Origin of the sequence: Mesorhizobium sp. B2-4-1 (assembly GCF_006442185.1) — a bacterium.
Classification (GTDB): Bacteria; Pseudomonadota; Alphaproteobacteria; order Rhizobiales; family Rhizobiaceae; genus Mesorhizobium.
Genome location: NZ_VFVN01000010.1, coordinates 152,384 through 172,035, shown reverse-complemented (window position 1 = coordinate 172,035; position 19,652 = coordinate 152,384). Strand labels below are relative to the sequence as shown.

Annotated in this window: 13 protein-coding genes, 5 pseudogenes and 1 other annotated feature; of the genes and pseudogenes, 11 read left to right on the top strand and 7 right to left on the bottom strand. The window is 60.5% G+C overall.

Annotated elements, in window-relative coordinates:
- Positions 1–436 precede the first annotated feature (436 nt).
- Complete coding sequence (locus FJ949_RS23790; RefSeq protein WP_181165405.1) at positions 437–772, top strand: MbcA/ParS/Xre antitoxin family protein; 336 nt, start codon at positions 437–439, stop codon at positions 770–772.
- Positions 769–1,287 carry an RES family NAD+ phosphorylase gene (locus FJ949_RS23785; protein ID WP_140499705.1) on the top strand — a complete coding sequence of 173 codons (519 nt, stop codon included), beginning with the start codon at positions 769–771 and terminating at the stop codon, positions 1,285–1,287. The genes FJ949_RS23790 and FJ949_RS23785 overlap by 4 nt, the downstream gene beginning before the upstream one ends.
- Positions 1,288–1,331: 44 nt before the next feature.
- On the opposite strand, the gene FJ949_RS23780 is transcribed toward FJ949_RS23785, so the two are convergent.
- A complete protein-coding gene (locus tag FJ949_RS23780; protein ID WP_140499704.1) occupies positions 1,332–2,459 on the bottom strand; it encodes a site-specific integrase in 1,128 nt (375 codons plus the stop codon).
- A 246-nt stretch (positions 2,460–2,705) separates the two neighbouring features.
- Here FJ949_RS23780 and FJ949_RS23775 point away from each other — a divergent pair, with 246 nt between their 5' ends.
- The 4 genes and pseudogenes from FJ949_RS23775 to FJ949_RS23760 all read left to right on the top strand — a co-directional run bounded on the left by FJ949_RS23775 (position 2,706) and on the right by FJ949_RS23760 (position 5,520).
- On the top strand, positions 2,706–3,002 hold the full coding sequence (locus tag FJ949_RS23775; RefSeq protein ID WP_140499702.1) for a hypothetical protein: 297 nt from the start codon (positions 2,706–2,708) through the stop codon (positions 3,000–3,002).
- Positions 2,992–3,585, top strand: a pseudogene (locus FJ949_RS23770) (hypothetical protein). Before FJ949_RS23775 ends, FJ949_RS23770 begins: the two are co-directional and overlap by 11 nt.
- A gap of 247 nt (positions 3,586–3,832) precedes the next feature.
- On the top strand, positions 3,833–4,786 hold the full coding sequence (locus FJ949_RS23765) for a DUF1403 family protein (protein ID WP_140499700.1): 954 nt from the start codon (positions 3,833–3,835) through the stop codon (positions 4,784–4,786).
- Positions 4,787–4,788: 2 nt separating this feature from the next.
- Positions 4,789–5,520: an SMC-Scp complex subunit ScpB gene (locus FJ949_RS23760; protein WP_140499699.1), complete on the top strand. Its 732-nt coding sequence runs from the start codon at positions 4,789–4,791 to the stop codon at positions 5,518–5,520.
- Positions 5,521–5,671: 151 nt separating this feature from the next.
- On the opposite strand, the pseudogene FJ949_RS30855 reads toward FJ949_RS23760, so the two are convergent.
- A pseudogene (locus FJ949_RS30855) lies at positions 5,672–5,986 on the bottom strand (RES family NAD+ phosphorylase); the annotation flags it as partial.
- Positions 5,987–6,076: 90 nt separating this feature from the next.
- Positions 6,077–6,463 carry a DUF2384 domain-containing protein gene (locus FJ949_RS23750; protein ID WP_140499697.1) on the bottom strand — a complete coding sequence of 129 codons (387 nt, stop codon included), beginning with the start codon at positions 6,461–6,463 and terminating at the stop codon, positions 6,077–6,079.
- A 1,110-nt stretch (positions 6,464–7,573) separates the two neighbouring features.
- Here FJ949_RS23750 and FJ949_RS23740 point away from each other — a divergent pair.
- Positions 7,574–9,325, top strand: coding sequence for a carbamoyltransferase C-terminal domain-containing protein (locus tag FJ949_RS23740; RefSeq protein ID WP_140499695.1), 1,752 nt, complete (start codon positions 7,574–7,576; stop codon positions 9,323–9,325).
- A gap of 8 nt (positions 9,326–9,333) precedes the next feature.
- A complete protein-coding gene (locus FJ949_RS23735) occupies positions 9,334–9,945 on the top strand; it encodes a sugar transferase (protein WP_140499693.1) in 612 nt (203 codons plus the stop codon).
- 156 nt (positions 9,946–10,101) lie between these two features.
- Here FJ949_RS23735 and FJ949_RS23730 read toward each other — a convergent pair whose 3' ends face one another.
- Complete coding sequence (locus tag FJ949_RS23730; RefSeq protein WP_140499691.1) at positions 10,102–10,623, bottom strand: hypothetical protein; 522 nt, start codon at positions 10,621–10,623, stop codon at positions 10,102–10,104.
- Positions 10,624–11,107: 484 nt separating this feature from the next.
- On the opposite strand from FJ949_RS23730, the gene FJ949_RS23725 reads away from it, so the two are divergent.
- Complete coding sequence (locus FJ949_RS23725) at positions 11,108–12,745, top strand: histidine kinase (RefSeq protein WP_224646651.1); 1,638 nt, start codon at positions 11,108–11,110, stop codon at positions 12,743–12,745.
- Complete coding sequence (locus FJ949_RS23720; RefSeq protein ID WP_140499687.1) at positions 12,742–13,395, top strand: response regulator transcription factor; 654 nt, start codon at positions 12,742–12,744, stop codon at positions 13,393–13,395. The genes FJ949_RS23725 and FJ949_RS23720 overlap by 4 nt, the downstream gene beginning before the upstream one ends.
- Before the next feature lie 143 nt (positions 13,396–13,538).
- On the opposite strand, the gene FJ949_RS23715 is transcribed toward FJ949_RS23720, so the two are convergent.
- Complete coding sequence (locus tag FJ949_RS23715) at positions 13,539–15,062, bottom strand: SulP family inorganic anion transporter (protein ID WP_140499685.1); 1,524 nt, start codon at positions 15,060–15,062, stop codon at positions 13,539–13,541.
- A gap of 70 nt (positions 15,063–15,132) precedes the next feature.
- Positions 15,133–15,188, bottom strand: a sequence feature (sul1 is cis-regulatory element that is thought to sense ions involved in sulfur or methionine metabolism; They are found in Alphaproteobacteria).
- A 74-nt stretch (positions 15,189–15,262) separates the two neighbouring features.
- A pseudogene (locus FJ949_RS23705) lies at positions 15,263–17,107 on the bottom strand (Tn3 family transposase); the annotation flags it as partial.
- Between the two features lie 73 nt (positions 17,108–17,180).
- Here FJ949_RS23705 and FJ949_RS23700 point away from each other — a divergent pair.
- Positions 17,181–18,372: pseudogene (locus FJ949_RS23700) on the top strand (IS481 family transposase).
- A gap of 34 nt (positions 18,373–18,406) precedes the next feature.
- On the opposite strand, the pseudogene FJ949_RS23695 reads toward FJ949_RS23700, so the two are convergent.
- Positions 18,407–19,537, bottom strand: a pseudogene (locus FJ949_RS23695) (DUF4158 domain-containing protein); the annotation flags it as partial.
- Positions 19,538–19,652 lie beyond the last annotated feature (115 nt).

Sequence of the window (19,652 nt, the reverse complement as noted above, 5' to 3'; positions counted from 1 at the left end):
ACCAAACGACCGCTCTGCCTGTGGATGCTTAGCCGACTTTGTCGTGTGAGACCTTGCCCCCTGCATGTCATCGCACGACCGGGCAACATTCTGATCAACCCAGCTTATGCCGTTTTTTACTGGGCCGCGGCTGTTTGGCTCCTGATCAGGGCAGGGGAGGGGCGTTACAATCCTGAAGCCACCGGGCTCAAAAATGCTCCAGCCGGCGGCATAGGCGCGACGGGTGTTTGCCGAACTCGCTACCTCGACATGCTCGCGCGCACGGTCGGCTCAATCCGCGTCCGTACTCGGGCGGTGGCAGCAGCCCGGGCTTGAAAGCTGCCGAGAACTGCCATATCTTTTGCACAAGAAATATGACTCTCAATATGGTAGGACGAATTCTGTGGCCCCTGCATTCAAGATCCTCGAGAAGAATGGACCTCTCATCTTGTCCTATATGGACCGGAACGGGAAGATTGCGATCGAGCAGGTCGCGGACGGTTTTGGCATGTCCAAGGGCCAGTTGGCCCAGACCGCCGGTCTTGCGCGCGAGACCCTTTATCGCTCAGAGCGCAGCGCTGCGGTAAAGACACAGGGGCGTCTGCGGGAAATGCTCGAGATCATCAGTCGCGTGACGGATTGGGCGGGTGGCAAGGAGCAGGCGATGGCTTGGTATCGGGCTCAGCCGCTTCCAGCATTTGGCGGACGCACCGCTGAGGCGCTGGTGAAGGATGGCAAGGCCGCAGCGGTCCGTGATTATCTCGATCACATGGCCGTCGGTGGTTTCGCTTGAGGTTCGTTGGAACCTGCTACCGGGCACACGATCCACGTTGGGCATTCAAGCCGACTTCCGGCGAAGGGGCGGCGATCAGAGGTGCGCGATTTAATCCCAAAGGCGTGCCGGCGCTCTATTTGGCGCTGACCATCATGACAGCGGTCAAGGAAGCCAACCAGGGGTTCGCGCACCGGATCGATCCTTGCGTGCTGTGTTCCTATGAGATCGACTGCGATGACATCGTGGATTTGACAACGGACGAGGCGAGGGGAGAATTTTCTATCGCGCTCGAGGACATGGCCTGCGCCTGGGCGACGGCGCTTAGCGACGGAGAGCGCCCGGCGTCCCGGTCCGTCTACGGCAGGCTGCGGCCTCGGAATATTGCCGGGATTGTGGTCCCAAGTTTCGCGCCGAGCGCCGAGAAGGAGGATCGTAACCTGGTCCTTTGGGACTGGGGTCCGGGTCTGCCGCACAAGGTAGCCGTATTCGACCCAAGCGGCCGGTTGCCGAAGGACCAGCTGTCCTGGAGATAACGCACTTTTCCGCATCCGAAGGGCAGGGGAGGGGCGAGCCCGGCCTATAGTCCGCTCGCCTTTGTGAGGTTGACACGGAAGCGATCGCGTCGGCGCTGATAGCGGCGAGTCATTTCAGCCGAGGCATGGCCGAGCTGCTTTTGCACATAGCGCTCATCGACTTCGGCCGAGGAGGCGAGGCCAGCGCGTAGCGAATGTCCGGCAAAGAGCTTTGCTCGTTCACCTTCCGACAGATCGCCGCGCACGCCGGCCGCCAGCGCAGTGCGCTTGACCAGGCGCGCGACCTCCTGATCGTTGAGCCGATCGGCGCCGACCGCCTTGCCCTGCCCGGTGACGCGCCTGAAGAGGGGACCGTGCGCGATACGGGCGAGCTTGAGCCAGGTCTGCACCGCGACAACCGGGCAGGTGGCATCGGACGACCCGCGCCCGACTTCAACCTCCCGCCAGCCGGTCTTGCCGCGAAGCGAAACCAGCATGCCCTTGTCGAGGATCTGGATCCAGCCGCGGCCGTCCTCAGTCTGGTCGCGGCCGACGTCCAAAGCCACGATCTCGGAGCGCCGCAGGCCGCCGGTGAAACCCAAGAGCAGCATGGCGCGGTCGCGCAGGCCGCGCAAGGTTCCGCGGTCGAGTGTTTCTAGCATAGCGGTCAGATCCTCGGGAAGGATCGCCTCCTTCTGCCGGGGCGGGGCGGCGTGCTTGTTGCGGATGCCGGCCATCACGGTGGCGATGTGCCGATCCTTGCGGTCCAGCGGCTGGCCGCGCTGCGTGTAGTTCCAGGTCAGGGATGACAGGCGGCGCTCGATCGTCGCTACCGCCTTTTTGTCCCTTCCAGTGCCCGAAGCCTGCGCGGTGATATAGAGGCCGACGGTCTGCGGGTCCGGCCGCGATGGATCAAAAGACTGGCGCCGGCACCAGGCGCAAAAATGCTTCCAGTCGGCTGCGTAGGCGCGACGGGTGTTCGCCGAACTTGCTGCCTCGACATAATCGCGCGCACGGTCGGCGAGCTTTTCGAGATGCGTAGGCAACGATGTCTGTCGCGGGTCAAGGACCGACGGGGGAGGGGAGGGGCCTTCATCCGACCGCCCCATCTCCATGACGACGTCGACAATGTCCGGCAGGTCATCGGCGTCGATTGCGTCGGTGGACACCATCAAATTACGGGCTTTGCCCATCCAGCCTCGTCCATTCTAATGTCGCAGCAATGCGATTCTTGCGAGCGAAGGTGCGGCCAAAGTCCGGAATTGTCCACCGCGAGCTGTGTGACGGAATAGCTGAGGGAATTGTGTCCGCTCCGGTCTTGGTATCGCATCAGCGGGAGCGCAACGGGCCTGTCCGATCCAGGGATGGCCTCTCAAGGGCGGTCTCTCCTTGTTTTCATGTTCAACATCCTATTCCGTTCAACAGATGGAGATCCCAAGATGACCATACGTGGCGCAGCGACAGCCGCAAGCGAGGAGCGGATCGCCCACACCCGCAACCGTCTGGTGCTTGAGCAGGCGAGGGCGGTCGGCCTGCTTGGCGCGGCCAAGAACACCCGCCTTTCCGGCAGGGTGTCGTCGGAATTGATCGAGGCGGCAAAGAAGCGCGCCCATGTGAGCTCAGACACCGAACTGCTTGAGCTCGCGTTGTCGCGGCTGGCGCTCGAGGATGATTTCGGCGCCCGGCTCGTCGGCCGCAAGGGCAGCATCTCCGCGGACATCGATCTTGGCATTTGATCTAGGCGGCGCACTGCGGTCCCTAAAACCACAGCGGCGCAGCGCTGGGCTGGAACGGCGACCGGATTCCGCCCTGTCCTGGGCAGGTGACCAGTCGCCTGTCGGCGGCGTATTGCTCCTCGACACCAGCGTCTATCTGGATGTCCTGCAGGGACGCACGCCCGAAGCGGTCGATAACCTTCTGACCTATCGGCTCTGTCACCACTCGGCCGTCTGCCTTGCCGAGCTCAGCCATGTGTTCGGCCGGCTCGATCCGGCGCACCCGACGACAAAGTCGGTCCCGGGAGCCGTTGCAGATACGATTGAGGATATTCCGGCGCACCGGCTGCATGCACCCGACGCCAACGCTTAGGGACGCGCCGGCATGCTGGCCGGCCTGTTGTTCCGGCTGAACCATCTGCCGAAAGGGGAGGGGCATGAGCGCCGCTTCCTCAACGATGCGCTGATCTTTCACCAGGCCGGTATGCTTGGGGCGACGGTCCTGACCGGCAATGTTGGCGATTTCGATTACCTCAGCCAGCTTGTTCCGTCGGTGCGGGTGATCTTCTACCGGGCAGCGCCAGGTTTGCGCCCGCAGGCGTAAAAGTGTCAGTGGGATGCACCAGCGCTATCGTTAGCCGTTCCAGGAAAGACCGTCGCGCTGTGGGATGGTCCGGAGGGTCGCTGGGCGTGAATTTTGGGCTTCTGCCCGACGAAAACGGCCATTTGTCCTTGTAGCCCACTAACGAACGATAATGCAAGATTATCATTCGTTTTGGTGCGCCGACAGGCAGTGCGTTTTGGTGCGAAAACCATGGCGCAAAGCGCACGGGCGTTTTACCCTCCACATCATGATTCGCCTCGATCCCGCGACCGCCAGTCCCGCCGCGCCGCCGACTGTGCCGGCCTGGGCGCTCGCCGTCGGCACCCCCAGCGACGCCGACGCCGCCTTCCAGGCCGGCGCCGCCCTGGCCGCGCTCGACGCGCTCGCCCGCGCGCAAGCCAGCTGGGCCGGAGCCTGGCGGCAGCGGCTGGCGCTTCGCTGCGCCGCCGCCAGCATGCGGCTCGCCGGCCGCGCCGAGGACGAAGCCGCCTTGCGCGACGCCTGGTACCTGCGTCCGGCCGGCGCCGATCCCGGTCCCGCCGGCACCATCTTTGGCGCCTGGCGGCAGTTGGCCGGGCAGCCGCCCGTCGCTACCCCTGACCGGCTCGAAAAGGTACTCGACCAGCTTGGCCTCCATTGGGATGTCGAGGCGCTGTCCGCGCTTTGTGAACACATCGACGAGCTGGCGCGCTCGGGGCGGCCGGCGCCGTTCGCCGCCGCGGCGATCGCCGCTCACGTCGTCGCCATGCGGCCCGATGCGGAGCTTTTGGCCTGGTGGCTCGCCGACCTGGTGCTGGCGCAACGCCTGCCCTGGCCGCGACCGCTGCCGCTGTTGATGGCGCAAGCCTTTGGCCCGGCTTTTCGCGGCGAGGCCGGCGGCGGCAAGCGCATCCGACCCGGCGAAAAAGGGTTTGAGCGCGCGGTGTGCCTGGCGTTGGCGCAGGCTGCGGCTGACGCCTGCCGGCTGGCCGCCGAGTTGTCGCGTCGTGCCGAAAGACTCATCGCCATCGCACCAAAATTGCGTGCCAAGGGCGCCGGCGAGGTGATCCAAAAACTGCTCGACGAAGACGCCGTTTCGGGCTCGTTGACGACCAAAAACCTGTCGCGTTTCGCGGCGCGGCGCTTGTTCGACCGGCTGCAACAACTCGATGCCGTGCGCGAGCTTTCCGGCCGCACCACCTTTCGGCTGTTCGGGCTGTAGCGATGAGCGAAGCCTCTGCCCGCCGCAAGCCGAACGAACAGCCTGTGCTGTTCGACACGGAACTGGACCACCTGCCGCCGGAGCTGCGCTGGCGCGAATGGATGGGCCGCGTCGAAGCGGTGATCTTTGCGGCAAATGAACCGGTGACACGCAGTGTCCTCGCGCGTGTGGTGGGAAGAAGTTGCAATATCGAGCTGATCATCGACGACATTCGCGCCGAGCTCGCCGGCCGCCCCTACGAGCTGGTCACGGTCGCCGGCGGCTGGCAGCACCGGACCAAGAAGATCTTTGGCGACGCCATCCGCGCCGCCTTTGGCACGGCAGCGGGCGAGGGGGCAAAAGAGGCAAAAGAACTGTCGCAGGCGGAGGCTCTGGTTTTGATGTGCATTGCCTATTTCCAGCCGATCACCCGGGGTGAGCTGTCGAGCTTTTTCGGCAAGGAGGTGTCGCGTGACCTGATCGGCGTGCTGCGCGCGCAAGATCTGATCGCCTCGGGGCCGCGCTCGCCGCAGCCGGGCGCGCCCTACACCTATGTGACGACCAAAAATTTTCTGTCGCAGTTCGGGCTCGACACACTGCGCCAGCTGCCGGATTTCGAGGCGCTCGAGGATGCTGGGCTGTTGTCGAAGGAGAAGCTGCTGGCCGGCGATATTCCGGTTGGGCTGGCAAGCAGGGAAGCGGACGGCGAAGAGGAAGAAGAAAGGGTCGATGTCGTTGGAAACGAGACGGCCTAAATGGATTGGCGCGTTGCGACGCTCCGGTCGGAAGTTTACGGCCAGGACGACTGGTCGTACGGCAGCCGGCGATCGGGATCATGGACCGCGACGTGATCGCCTTCGACAAGGTTGGCCGGAAGATCACCAGATTAGTGCCGCCGGCGTGGCGCAGCGACGGAAACAGGATGCCGCGGATTCCGGCCGTGATGATCAGGTCCGCGAGCTTCCATGGTGGCGGGATTTTCTTGTCGATTCGAGCGATCTGACGCCAGGCACAGTCCCATTCTCTCCAGGCGCCGTCGCAGCTGTCCGGGTCGAACCCCTGCGAAAGGTCGCTCACCTCGGCGAGCGTGATCTTGTAGGCCGCAAGGGTGGCGGGCGGGGTAATGCTGGCGCCCTGCTTGTATTCATCAAGCGCTGTCTGCGTCGAACGGGACAGGTAAAGCGCTTCGACGCCTGACCGGTTGAAACGACCGCCGTCGATCGCCGCGCCTGCGCCGCTGGTGGGCAGGAAAGCCCATTTGGGTGTCAGATAGCGATGGAAGATCTCGTCCCGGCCCGACGCGGGTGACGTTCACCCGCGCGCCCCGTTCTCGAGATCCCGGATGAAGGCCACGACTGCTTCGACCTGGCCGTCCGCGACGAGCTCGGCCGCCGTGCGATGGCCATAGTCGGCGATCGGCTCATTGCGATACCAGTAGATCGCCTTGTCGACGTCGCCGGTGAGCTCCGTCGCGGCCGAGATCACCTTCACCATTTCGCGCATCCGACCCTGCAGGCGCTCCGATGACGGATTACGAAGCGTGTTGCGGTGGACGCCGGTCAACTGGGCCAAATTGGCGACCTTCACGCCCAGCGCCTGCGACAGGCGCTTCGGCGAGATATAGGGTGTGCGCGGCTCCTGCAGGCTATCGACAAAGCCCGAGATCACCGTGGAATGTGCTAGCTGTGCGTGGGCCATGACAATTCTCCGGCCTCTAGTACGCACAATATATGCACATATCTAGGCATAGCAAGTGAACGGAGGCCTGATCCCTTCCAGCGCACTGCCTGTATGCCGAGACAATGTCCGCAGTTAACTCAGCTAGTTCGGCAGAGCAGGTAGGCCCGGCGACGATCAACGGCGCGGTCTCGGCGTTGCGTTTCCTGTTCACGGTGACGCTGAGGCGGCGCGATCTGGCGCGCGCGCTGGTGGTCACGCGATATGCGCGCAAGCTGCCCGATGTGCTGAGCGTGGAGGAAGCGGCACGGCTGCTCGAAGCGGCCAGGCATCAAGTACAAGGCCGCGCTCGGTGTCGCCTATGGCGCGGGCCTGACGTCCGTCCGCCTTGCCCTTGCTGCGGCGGACGCATGGTTGTCATCGAGAGGTTCGAACGGTGGTGCTAGCCTCGTGCACCGCCCGCCTCAAGAGCGCCGAACCGGGAGAACGTCCCATGACCCGGCATGGCCAAGTTGCTCGTACGACCGTGCCGCGCCGGCGCCGGTCAACGGGATGTTATGTGCACGTTGCCGTGGCGCCGGCAGTCACGCACACCAATCCCGTCGGAATCAACGCTACCGGTTCTGCGACCTGGCCCGGAAGCCCTTCCACGACATGCCCACCGCATCCTGTGCGGAAGTTAGCGACAGGCGCTGGCACACCCCGAGGCACAAATCCCCATAGGCAATCGTCTGCGGCCCGCGGGTTCCTGCATGAGAGACTTTCGTACGCCTGACGGCACCCGAAACCCTTCAGCACGTCGGACATTGAAGTCAGCACTGCCACTGCCTTTAAAGCGGACATAACAGGCGACTGTGCGCGAGGTCGTGGTTGCCCATGAGCTGCCATTTGCTTTGGAAAGATCGAACGTCGCGATCGGATCAGTACCGCGACGTTCGACGAATTCGGGCGACAAGGCGCGACTGGTGCGGCAACGCTGGGCAGGCGGAAGTACTAAAGTTTCGCGCAAGTAGGGTGCGCTTCGGCCGCAGCCGAGCGGAAGAGCAGACAGCAAGTGCCATATATCGTTAGATAGATGGCCAATGGAGACGCCTTCACCTATCGTTCCCGATGCAGTGGGAGGCGATCAACATGGCTGATTATTTTCTTGGCGTTTTTGAGGGCGGATACGATCCTTCCGCAGCTCTTGTTCGTTCAGGAAAACTGCTGGCATTCGCGGAGGAGGAGCGATTTCTGCGGAACAAGCATGCAAAGGACTGGTATCCCACACAGGCGATCAAATTCTGTCTCGAACAGGCCGGCATTGGAGCCAACGAATTAGAGGCTTTGGCCATAAACTGGGATATTCCCTCCTACACCAATGGCGCGATGCGAGAATTCTTCGAATCCATGCAACGTGAATGGCCGCTCGACCGGAATACAATCGCTTGGCAAAATCGACTGCTGGGCCATTTCTGCGAGCAGAACGCAATTGATCGTCATACGATGGCATGGCGGCGGGCCTTCGGGACAGATAGGCTACCGTCGATCTTTCCACTGCCGCACCACTATGTCCATGCAATGCAGGCCTATATGCAATCGCCATTTGACCATGCATTGTGCCTAACGGTTGATGGATCGGGTGATCGGCATTGCACCGTCCTCTGGCATTGCGAAGGCGACCGGATAGTGCCGATATACGAAATTGCGATGCCGCATTCGCTCGGCTGGTTCTATGCCGCCGCCACCGAATATCTCGGTTTTGAAGCCTACGATGGTGAATATAAGGTCATGGGCTTAGCCGCCTATGGTCGTCCTGACGCGGGAATCCAAGCTGCCGTCCAGCGCATGATCTTCGAGGCCAAGGACGGTATCGGCTATTGCATCGACCCGGCGATGATTCACTATGGTCCGCACGGTTGGTCAAATCGCTTCACCGACAATCTTGCTATCCTGATGAACCACCGGCCCAGAGCAGAAAGCGAGCCGTTGACGGAATGGCATTTCAATTTTGCCTTTGCCGTGCAGGAGGCGCTGGAGGAAGCCGCGCAGCGGCTCGTCCGTTGGGGATGTCGGCAGACGGGCGCGACAAATTTGTGCATCAGCGGAGGCGTCGGCCTCAACGTCAAGATGAACACGAAGCTATTCGAGCTCGACGCCATTGCGCGTATATTCCCTCATCCCCTGTGCAGCGACAGCGGGGCGGCGGCAGGCTCTGCTCTGGTGGCTTGCTGGCAGCGAACCGGCAGTCGACCTGAAAAGCTCCGGACACTGGCACTTGGCAATGAGGAAAGCGACGAGCAGATCGAGGATATGCTCAAACGCTGCGGCATCGCTTATGACCTGTCCAACGACATCGCTAAGACAGTCGCTTCCGAACTGAGTCAGGGCCGGATCGTCGGTTGGTTCCAGGGTCGCATGGAGGCAGGTCCGAGGGCGCTCGGTCAACGCAGCATATTGGCCGATCCGAGAACGGTAGAGATGCGTGACAAGGTGAACGCCGTGATCAAGTATCGTGAGCCTTGGCGTCCGTTCTGCCCTTCGATGAAGGCGGAGGCCGCCGACCGTTATCTGGAGGCATGGGACGATGCGCCATTCATGGTGATAGCATTCCGCGCGAAGCCCGCGCTCAAGGAAGCGGCGCCAGCAATCGTGCATGTCGACAGCACGGCACGTGTCCAACTCGTCCATCGAGATGCGAATCCGCTCTATCACCGGCTTCTCGATGCTTTCGAGGAACTCACCGGCGTGCCTGTCCTTCTAAACACATCGTTTAACGTGAAGGGCGAGCCCATTGTCTGCACCGCGGTTGATGCCGTGCGCACATTCCACGGGACCGGGATGGACGCTCTCGCCATCGGCAACTTCATCATCCGGAAACCCGCAGAGCCCCTGCCGATTTGATGCGCGCGATGAAGGGCCATCTGTATCGGACTGCAGACGTTATCATCTCTCTACTTGCGCTCGTCGCTTGCGCGCCGATGCTTATGCTGTTAGCCGCCGCCATCTGGACGAGCATGGGACGACCGATATTATTTACGCAGTTGCGCAGCGGCAGGAACGGCAATCCCTTCACATTAGTGAAGTTCCGCTCGATGACGGACGCCCGTGATTTCGAGGGGGCTCTGCTCCCGGACGCCGATCGCACGACGCCATTCGGTGGCTTCCTGCGCCGAAGCCGGCTCGATGAACTGCCCGAGTTGTGGAATGTGCTGACCGGCCGAATGAGCCTGATCGGGCCGCGGCCAATCCTGCCAGACACGATCGCGGCCTTTGGCGCAGACGGCGCGCATCGTGGATCGGTTCGTCCGGGGCTTACAGGGTGGGCCCAGATCTGCGGTAATTCGTCGCTCGGCAATACGGACAAGCTGGCGCTGGACCTTTGGTACATTGAGCATCGTTCGCTGAGGCTGGACTTCACCATTCTGCTGGGAACGATCAAGCTCATGATTTTCGGGGAAGCCATCGACCACAGCCGGATTCGTGCTGCGTCGGGGCGGAAAAGAGGGGGCGTCTCGACCTGAAACAAGATGGAGCCGTCGATCCAGTGTATTGATTTCGACGTTTGGAAACCGCGGTTCGGGCGGCAATGATTTCGTCAGGCTTGACTTTCCAGATGAATGGTTGCGGGCTCTCGGCATTGTATTCGCGGATCCAGCGGCTGACAGCCCTGCCGTGCCTTAAATCGGCAACAACGGCTGAACAACTTTCCCACGGAGTCGATCGTTGTCAGCATGGAAGCGTCGAGTTGAAGCCATCTTGCCGAACTTCGCAACATCGTCGTCGAGCAGTGCCGGAGCTGAACTCGCGGGCCAGATACGGCGACGATCTATGCCAAGCGACAGCAAGGAAGCGCGGAACGGCTTCGTTGCGGCGAAAACGACCTCCGCCGCGAATAAGGCCTCTTGCATCCGAACTCCGTTGTCCATGCCAAGATAGATGACGCCGGGTATCGTTAGTGGCAAAAATCGGACGACAGGATCCAGTATTTTGTTAACGACACGCGGATCGACCTGATTCAGGATGAGTGCTACGATGCCTGCTTGGCTGGCTCTGTAGGCAGAGCAGATTAACGTGGCAGGCGGGCTGCCGTTTGGAGTTGGCGCGATCTCTACTGCCGCCCACGGCCGCTTCTCTTCGGCAAAAAGCGGAGAAGACCAGGCAGCCGATAGATAGGGCTGATATGTTCGTCGGATTGACAATGATCCCCCAAATGCACCTGAGAATTGCCAGGTGGTCAGGTTACATTCCGGAAATCCCGCCGTACATATACCCAACGATGTATAGGAGGTTCTCAATGTTGCCGTATATATTCTCTATGGGTACGCTGTCGTACAAACCCGGATGGCAAGAACAAACACGGCCTAAGGAATGTATCATTGCTTGGCATCATTCCGCGATGTGACGACGTGAAGCCGTTCGGTCGAGCCTGCCGATGAGAGGCAGCGGCGTTGCGAGCGAACTATCGAAGGGAAGCGGCCGAACAGCTCTGTGGGGACATCGGACATGTTGTGGCGCGAACGGCCGAGTTATTCTGTAGGACACACCGTTCAGAGCGCCGTGGCATATCTTGGCAAGTTGCTCCCGCAACACTTCTCAAGCAGAGAGAATGTTGTTGTCGGCCAAAGGACCTGGATCAACACCTTTCGCGCTCGCTCCGATAGGGTTATCGCAGCCGGCCGCGTCATGCTGGCAATCGGCAGTCTTTATATCGCGTGGCTGGACGCGACCCACCCACCACGTTCGACGGAGCTCATATTCGCGCTTCTCCTTGCCTATTTCTGCTACGCCGTCCTCGCTGCTATTGTAATCTGGAGAAGCGAGATCGCGCGCGTAAGTGGGACGATGATACGGCACGCAATCGACGTCGTCGCGATCATCGTTTTCATGTCCCTGACAGACGGTGCCTCGAGCCCATTCTTTATGTTCATGCCTTTCACGCTTCTGGCGGCCACATTGCATTGGCGGTGGCAAGGTGCGCTGTGGACTTCTCTGATCTTGGTTGGAGTTTTGCTCGCTCTGGTTGCGACCGACACCACCATAATCATTGATCTCGACCACGACAGCACTACGGATGTGTCTCGACTCTTATTCATGCTGGTCACGGCCATCCTGTTGATCTGGTTGGGCGCCCACCAAGAGGCAGTCCGTACCGAATTGCTGCGGCTGGTCGAGAAGGCGCCCATCATACCAGCTGGCGGCGATTGGCCAGCAAGCGCAGCGCTGGATTACGTCGCTCATGTGATGAGGGTGCCGCGCGCGTTGCTGTTGTGGAGTGATGCCGAAGAGCCGTGGACCTATGCCGCGTCTTGGAAAAACGGCGTTTCATCCGTGAAACGATTGTCACCGAGCGCATATTTTCCATGGACTGCCGAGTGCCTTGTCCGTGCAAGCTTTTTGATCAGCGATGCCGAGCGCGGCCGCGGGGTGCTCGTTCATCAGGGGGAGGGTCGCTTCGAGCGTTGGCAGGAGGAAGGCGCGCCTATTTGCGCCGCCCTTGTCCTCGACCACGCCATTTCGAGTGCGATTTCGGTGCCATTCCAGGTGGACGATCTCGAGGCACGCCTCTTCGTGCTGGACCCTCCAGCCCTGACGCTCGATGATGTGGCCGTTGCGGAAATCGTCGCCGATCGGATAAGGGCGCTCTTCCTGCAGGCGATGCTGGTCCGCCAGTTGAGCGACGCTGCCGCCGTCGAGGAACGGATAAAGATCGGGCGCGATCTTCACGACGGTGTCTTGCAGTCGCTCGCGGGCACAGTTCTGCAGCTACAGGCACTGCGGTTTCAAGATACTGCAAAGATGGACCAGCGCCTGGCAGCGATTCAATCCATGCTGATGGAGGAGCAACGCGAGCTACGCGCCTTCATCCGTGCGCTCGAGCCGGGGCACGAGCACAATATGTCGGGCAATTCCCAACTCGCGGTCCAGTTTGCGGCCCTCGCAGAACGACTTCAAAAACAATGGTCGATCGATTTTCATTTCACGCTCACCCCTGGCGATCTGCAGCTTCCCGCGACGATGATCTACGAGCTCACACGAATGGCGTCGGAGGCAACTGCCAATGCCGTGCGACACGGTGCAGCGCGCACAATCAAGGCAAGCCTGCGGCTGGATGAATCGACGATCACACTAATGATCGATGACGACGGAGCCGGGTTTGGTTTTGACCGCCGGCTCGAGCATGGCGATCTGGAGACGGACCAGCTCGGACCGCGCAGCCTGCGCCAACGGGCGGGGGCCTGCGGAGGATGCCTATCCATCGACAAAGTCGCCGATTGGACGCGGGTCGTCATCAGCTTGCCAGTAGCAGGAGCCATTTCATGAGCACCCGTATTGTCGTGGTCGACGATCACTTGATTGTCTTGGACGGGCTGCGTCGGTTGATCGAAACGCAGCCCGATTTGCATGTCGTTGCCACCTGCACCAGTGCGCGAGATGCGCTTGAGGTTATAGCGGCCGAGCCGGTCGACATCGTGCTTCTTGATCTCAAGATGCCCGAAATGAGCGGGCTCGAGTTCGTTCGTCGTGTCCGCACTAATCACCCGGAGCTAACTGTCGTCGTTTTGACGGCCGATCTTAGCGACGAGGACTTCGCGGAAGCATCGCGCCACGGCATCAAAGGCATCGTGATGAAAGAGCAGGCGCCGGTCGTCCTGTTCGACTGTATTCGCGCGGTTGTTGCCGGCAACAGCTATTTCATGGACAGCAGCTTGAATGCCGCTTTCGTTCGGTTCCGCGAGCGCGACAACGAGCGCGATCGGGTTCTGCGCTTGTTGACGCCGCGCGAGGCGGAAGTTTCACGCCTTGCGGCTCTCGGTTTGCGCTCCAGGGAAATCGGCCAGACGCTCGGCATATCGCCTGGCACCGTCAAGCTTCATTTGCACAGCATCTATAACAAGCTCGAGATCGCGACACGGGTGGAGCTCGCCAATCTGTCCCGGAAGCTCGAACTTGGTGTTGATCGCCACCCTTGATCCCGTCGGCGCACGTATTTTTATTCGAGCCGAATGTGATATGGCCCCAGAACTTGCCGATCCCTTTCGCTCGGTCGGAAGCGCGATCGGTTGCAAAGTAGGTTGCTCCGCGTCGGGGGCGAAGAGGCCCGGAGCTTCCCATGTCATCTAACGGCCCGCGAAGGCCAGTGTCTTCCTATTGGCCACCAGCTGCTGGGCACTCCAACGTCACCAACTGCTTGATGCTGTCCATAACGCTCAACCAAGGTCGCACTTGCAGCGTTCAAGCCAACGACTTCAACCTGATGCCCGCGACGGCGCGCTTTCAGTACGACGCGGTCAAGGGCACTTACCGCCGAGATATCCCAGAAATGGGCGGCACTGACATCGATCACGATCTTTTCGACCGGCTCCAGGACATTCATCGAGTCGGCAAATGTCCCTGCCGAGGCAAAAAATATCTGACCTTCGACGACGTAAGTTCTCATGCGGCCATCCATTGAGAGCATTGAGGTTACCCGGCTGAGCCGAGAAACCTTGCCCGCGAAAAACACACCGGAGAGGAAGACCCCGATCAGTACGCCCATCGAAAGGTCGCCCGTGGTCACAACGGCGACAACCGTGGCCAGCATGACGATGGACGACGGCCAAGGATTTGTGCGCAGCCTGCCGACCGAAGCCCACGAGAAGGTGTTGATCGAAACCATTATCATCACCGCCGTCAACCCAGCGACAGGGACGACAGCGAGTATGTCTTGGAGGAGGACGAGCAGCACAAGGAGAAACGCACCCGCCACGAGCGTGGACAATCGGCCGCGTCCGCCAGAAGAGACATTGATGACCGACTGACCGATCATCGCACACCCCCCCATTCCGCCAAACAGAGCGGAGGCAATATTCGCAACGCCTTGACCTGCACACTCCCGACTTTTGTCGCTGGCAGTGTCAGTCATGTCATCGACTATCTGAGCTGTAAGCAATGATTCCAGCAGTCCAACCGCAGCCAAGGTCAGCGCGATTGGCAACAGGATGCGAAGTGTATCAATCGTTAGCGGCACCTGCGGGACGCCGAAAGTCGGCAAGGTTGTCGGCAACTGGCCGAGATCAGCCACCGTTCGCACGTCAAGCTTGAAGACCAGGCTGACGCCAGTCAGCACGACGATGGCCACCAGCGGCGATGGCACGGTCCTTGTCAGTCGCGGGAAGAGATAGATGATCGCCAGACCAAAAACGATCAACACATAGGTGGTCATCGTCACATGCGTCAGCTGTGGCATTTGCGCTAGAAAGATGAGGATCGCCAGGGCGTTTACGAAACCGGTCATGACGGATTGCGACACGAAGCGCATCACGCGTCCGAGTCTAAGCAGACCGGCAATGATCTGAACCACGCCCATCAAAATGGTGGCTGCGAACAGGTACTGCACACCATGGTCTCGGACGAGTGGCCCCATGAGAACAGCAGTGGCGGCAGTCGCGGCGGATATCATGGCTGGTCGTCCACCTACGAAGGCGATCACCGACGCGATGACGACCGAAGCGTACAGTCCGATCTTCGGATCCACGCCTGCGATGACGGAAAACCCTATCGCTTCGGGTATCAGCGCAAGCGCAACTACGATGCCCGACAGCAAGTCGGCGCGGATATTAGAAAGCCAGTCACGTCGGACGGTGTCAGAAAAAACCATGATGAGGAAGTCCCGCAGAAACGTATGATCTGTCGCCTTCCTGGCGGCTGATTGACTATCGTTTCAGTTGCGTGGTCCGGCGGATCGGCGGCCGGAAGAGCCACCCGGATTTTCACCGGATCCAGTCGAATGATCGGCTTATAGGGGTCAGGACAAGAGCTGTTCAAAATCTTGCGTTAAGGGCTAACGGATCGGGAACTCTATGCTGCTCGACGGATTGGGGTAGGCAGTCTGAGCGATCGGAAGCCTTCTGGTATTTGATGCTCTGCGTCCCAGGTGTAGATGCCGGTCAGGTTGATGTGCTCCCAACTCAACGGCGAGACGTGCTTAAGCAGATGATCCGGAATCTCCGACGTGCACTGCGCAAGTGGGTGACGGCCCGCTCTATGTAAACCGTATTCCAGTGCACGATCGCGCTGACGACGAGATTGAGGCCGGATGCGCGGAACGCCTGGCTTTCGAATGACCGATCGCGGATCTCGCCCCGCTCATGGAAGAACACGGCGCGCTTGAGTTTGTGTGCCGCCTCGCCCTTGTTGAGGCCAGCTTGACAGCGACGGCGCAGTGCCGGGCTGGAGTACCATTCAATCGTGAAGAGGGAACGCTCGATGCACCCGAGTTCCCGCAGCGCCCTGGCGAGTTGGCTCTCCTTTGGCGATGCCGAGAGCTTCTTCAGTATCGTCGACGGCACGACAGATCGCGTGGTGATCGACGCCGCCAGGTGAAGAAGATCGTCCCAGTGGTCGACTATCAGGGCGGAGTTGATCGGAGCACCGATATGATTGGCGAGCGCTGGATATGCGCCGCCTTTCTCGAACGTATGGAACTGCCGGTCTTTGAGATTGCGCAGCCGAGGTGCGAAGCGTTTGCCGATTAGGGCGAACAGGCCGAAAACGTGATCGCTCGCGCCACCGGTGTCGGTAAAATGTTCTTGGATATCGAGAACCGTATCCTGGTCGAACAGTCCATCGAGCACATAGGCGGTTTCGCTCTCAGTCGGCCTGATGGGAAGAATGCTGAAATAGCCGTTTTGATCGGACAGGTGGCTGTAGAACTTGGAACCGGGCTCACTGCCGTAGTGCAAGTTGATTTCGCCGCGCTTTGCGGCCCTGTCGCTTGCACGGAAGAATTGGCCATCCGACGACGAGGTCGTTCCGTCGCCCCAGAGCCGAGAATTCGGGTGCCGAGCATGCGCGTCTGTCACGCACACTTGCGCCGCGCGATAGGTCTCTGATCGGGCATGGAATGTACGCATCCAGCCGATCTGGTGAGCGCTGATGCCCTTGGACGCGCTCGCCATTCGCTTCGGCCCAAGGTTGGTCGCATCCGCCAGGACTCCCGCCAGCATAGCCGAGACATTCCTAGGACTGTCGCCCGTTCGAACATGCGTGAAGCAGTCCGCAAATCCGGTCCACTCGTGCACCTCTCGCAGGAGATCCGGTACTTCAACTAACGGATAGAGCTCGCTGATCTCGGCGTTCAATTCTTCGGCCGCCGCCGGCACCTCACCGGCGGCGTGACGATCAGCGTTCCCCCTTCAAGACGAACACCTTCAAGCTTTCCGGAACGCGTTTTGTGCGCCAGCCGCTTCAGGTTGAAGTCGAGCATCTGCCGCGCTTCCGTTAGCCACACGGCGGCATCACCTTGTACGCCCAGTCCGAGACGATCCTGCTCCTTGATTGTGATAACGTTGATCGTGGCATCAAATGCTCGTCGATCGGCCGGAAGGATCGGCTGCCGTCGACCCAGATGTCAGCGGATCGAAGCCTGTCTCGCAATGCCGTTAACGTCGCAATCTCATATAGGCGGCGATCGGGCTTATCCTGCCCGAATATCAGCTTCCGATCTGTCTGGCTCAGGTGAGTGACTGGGACGGTCTCCGGCAATGTCCGACGCTTCTCCGAATAGAGCCGCTTCAGCACCCCGACCGCAGCAAGAAGCGGGTCGTAGCGGCGCGCCGAACGGAACGTGAATGCCTGCAGGAAGACGCCGGCGTACTTGTTGACGGCCGGATATTGTTCGGCTGCCACGGTCAAGGGTGATGAGCGACCCGAGACATAGGTGACGTTTTGTACCGGACACATGGGTAACACTTTTGGCTTTTGGCCGGAGGTGTTGATGCCGTGGAGAGAGTGTTCGGTGATGGAGGAACGTCTTCGTTTTGTAGCTCGCCTTCTCGACGGAGAAGGCATGAGTGATGTGTGCCGGGAGTTCGGCATCTCGCGCAAGACGGGCTATAAGATCTTCAATCGCTACAAGGATGAGGGTCTTGAGGCCCTGACGGACCGCTCTCGGCGGCCGGTGCGCTATGCCAACCAACTGCCGGTCCAGATCGAGCGGATGATTGTGGAAAACAGGCAAGAGAAGCCGCACTGGGGCGCCAGGAAGATCAGGGAGTTGCTGGTGCGCAAGCTCGCCGGCGAGGTGCGCATCCCGGCCAAGAGCACGGTTCATGCCGTGCTCGACCGCCACGGCCTTGTGAGCCAGGCCCGCAAGAGGAACCGGGCGAACAAGGCCGCGGGCACGCAACTGTCACAGGCGATGCAGCCCAACGATCTCTGGTGCGCCGATTTCAAGGGCGAGTTCAAGCTCGGCAACGGCCGCTACTGTTACCCGCTGACCGTCACCGACCAGGCTTCACGCTATCTGCTGGCCTGCGAAGCCCTTGAAGCGACAAAGGAGGTTCCAGTCATCGAGGCTTTCGTCCGGCTCTTCAAGGAACGTGGCCTGCCGGACGCGATTAGAAGCGACAATGGCCTTCCCTTCGCAAGCCCCAACGGCCTCTACAATCTATCGAGGCTGTCGGTGTTCTGGCTGAGGCTCGGCATCGCCATCGAGCGCATCCGGCCTGGCAACCCGCACGAGAACGCTCGCCACGAGCGCATGCACCGCACGCTCAAGGCCGAAACGACCCGGCCGCCGGGCATGAACGCCCTGCAGCAGCAGGCCAGGTTCGATGCTTTCGTGAGCGAATTCAATGCCGAGCGACCGCACGAGGCCATCGGCATGAAGGTGCCAGCCGAGCTCTACAGAGGCTCTTCAAGAGCCTATCAAGGCCTCCCCGGGCTGGAATATCCCTTCCATGACAAGGACATCCTCGTCACCGCCTGCGGCCGCATCTGCATGCACAGGAAGAAGATAACACATCTCCACCGTGCTCGCCGGCCAAAGGCTCGGAATCACCGAAGTCGACGACGGCATTTGGCTCGTCAGCTTCATGCACTATGATCTGGGGTATATCGACCTGGAACAGAGGACCTTGCAGACCATAGACAACCCGTTCGGCACGAGGTTGTCACCCATGTCTTAGGTACATTCTGTTACCTATGTCTCCGGGCCATACATGATGCCTCGCTGACCTCGACCAAGGACTCGAGCTCCGGCTTCATCCGAAGCAGTCGATGCCAGCCAACTTTCTGGTCGAGAACCTCTAGTGCATTCCGGCCATAGTCGTTCGCCGATTGCAGCGCTGTGATGGTGTCGAGGAACATCCGTAGCGCCTTGGTGGCGTCCGGCCGACGGTCCATGTGCCGCTGCTTCTTGCGGCTGTTGGCTTGCGAGAACAGCCTCCCCATCAACTTGATAAACATCGTCACGGCATCATCGGTAAGCTTCTGGCCGAGTTTGATGACTTGAGCCACGATCAAAGCGTGACGGCGACTGGCGTTGAAGTCGTTGGCCAGCCATGCTGGCGTGGCATTGCCTTCGCGGATCATCTGATCCCAACGTCCCGAAGAAATGCGGATCTGTAGTGCGGGGTCGATCTCCAGCGTCCGCAGAAACGTGATCCGCTCGGTCAGTCCGACCAGGTTTGACGCGCCAGGCGCTTCTGGCGCTGATCTCAACCAATGAAAGCGCGTTTGACCGATCGTCGGGTCAACCTCCAACAGCCCGTCCAATGATGCAAGCCGATCAGCTGGTATCGCTTCGATCAGCGCCCTCTCTGCCCGTCGCCGGGCAATGGCCCGCGCCGCGATCCCCATCCGCTCAATGATGTTGGCTGCCGGGAGTAGCGAATTTCGATTGCGGAACTCCGCTACAATGGCGCCAGCTATCGAAGCACCCGCGTCTGTTGTTGAGGCCATCTCGATTGCCGACAGCAATGCGGCACGCTGATCTTCGGCTGTTGCGTTTCGCTTCTGCAGAATACCTAGGAGGTAAGCAATGTGATTGCTGCGGGTTTCCTCACGACGGGCATACAACCTGAATGCGGTCGAGCTTGCACCTATTTGCCCGGCAACATAGTCGAGCATCGCTTTCGGCGGAACCTCGTTAGGCAACAGTGGCCGGCCGGGGTAGCGCATCAGGCAAAGTTGGATCGCAAAGCCGAGCTGATTGTGTTCACGGCGCCGTAGCTGGATTTCCAGCAAATCGGCCGGCGAAAGAGAGTAGTGGCGGATCAGACTGTCTTCATCGACCGGAATGTCGAATAGCGTCTTTCGCTCGTGTTCTTTGAGAAGCGCTCGTCGGGCCACTTTCCACTCCACTCCAGAACGGTCGTGGCAAAGCCTCTGTCCAAAGCGGCCTAACGGTACAGGAGGCAAATGGCGTATCCACAGCGAACATCCGGGCGCTCACTCTCCGTTCGAC

Coding starts and splice junctions, on each gene's coding strand:
- FJ949_RS23790 (WP_181165405.1), top strand. CDS start 437: ATGGACCGGAACGGGAAGATTGCGATCGAGCAGGTCGCGGACGGTTTT.
- FJ949_RS23780 (WP_140499704.1), bottom strand. CDS start 2,459: ATGGGCAAAGCCCGTAATTTGATGGTGTCCACCGACGCAATCGACGCC.
- FJ949_RS23775 (WP_140499702.1), top strand. CDS start 2,706: ATGACCATACGTGGCGCAGCGACAGCCGCAAGCGAGGAGCGGATCGCC.
- FJ949_RS23765 (WP_140499700.1), top strand. CDS start 3,833: ATGATTCGCCTCGATCCCGCGACCGCCAGTCCCGCCGCGCCGCCGACT.
- FJ949_RS23760 (WP_140499699.1), top strand. CDS start 4,789: ATGAGCGAAGCCTCTGCCCGCCGCAAGCCGAACGAACAGCCTGTGCTG.
- FJ949_RS23750 (WP_140499697.1), bottom strand. CDS start 6,463: ATGGCCCACGCACAGCTAGCACATTCCACGGTGATCTCGGGCTTTGTC.
- FJ949_RS23740 (WP_140499695.1), top strand. CDS start 7,574: ATGGCTGATTATTTTCTTGGCGTTTTTGAGGGCGGATACGATCCTTCC.
- FJ949_RS23735 (WP_140499693.1), top strand. CDS start 9,334: ATGAAGGGCCATCTGTATCGGACTGCAGACGTTATCATCTCTCTACTT.
- FJ949_RS23725 (WP_224646651.1), top strand. CDS start 11,108: ATGCTGGCAATCGGCAGTCTTTATATCGCGTGGCTGGACGCGACCCAC.
- FJ949_RS23720 (WP_140499687.1), top strand. CDS start 12,742: ATGAGCACCCGTATTGTCGTGGTCGACGATCACTTGATTGTCTTGGAC.
- FJ949_RS23715 (WP_140499685.1), bottom strand. CDS start 15,062: ATGGTTTTTTCTGACACCGTCCGACGTGACTGGCTTTCTAATATCCGC.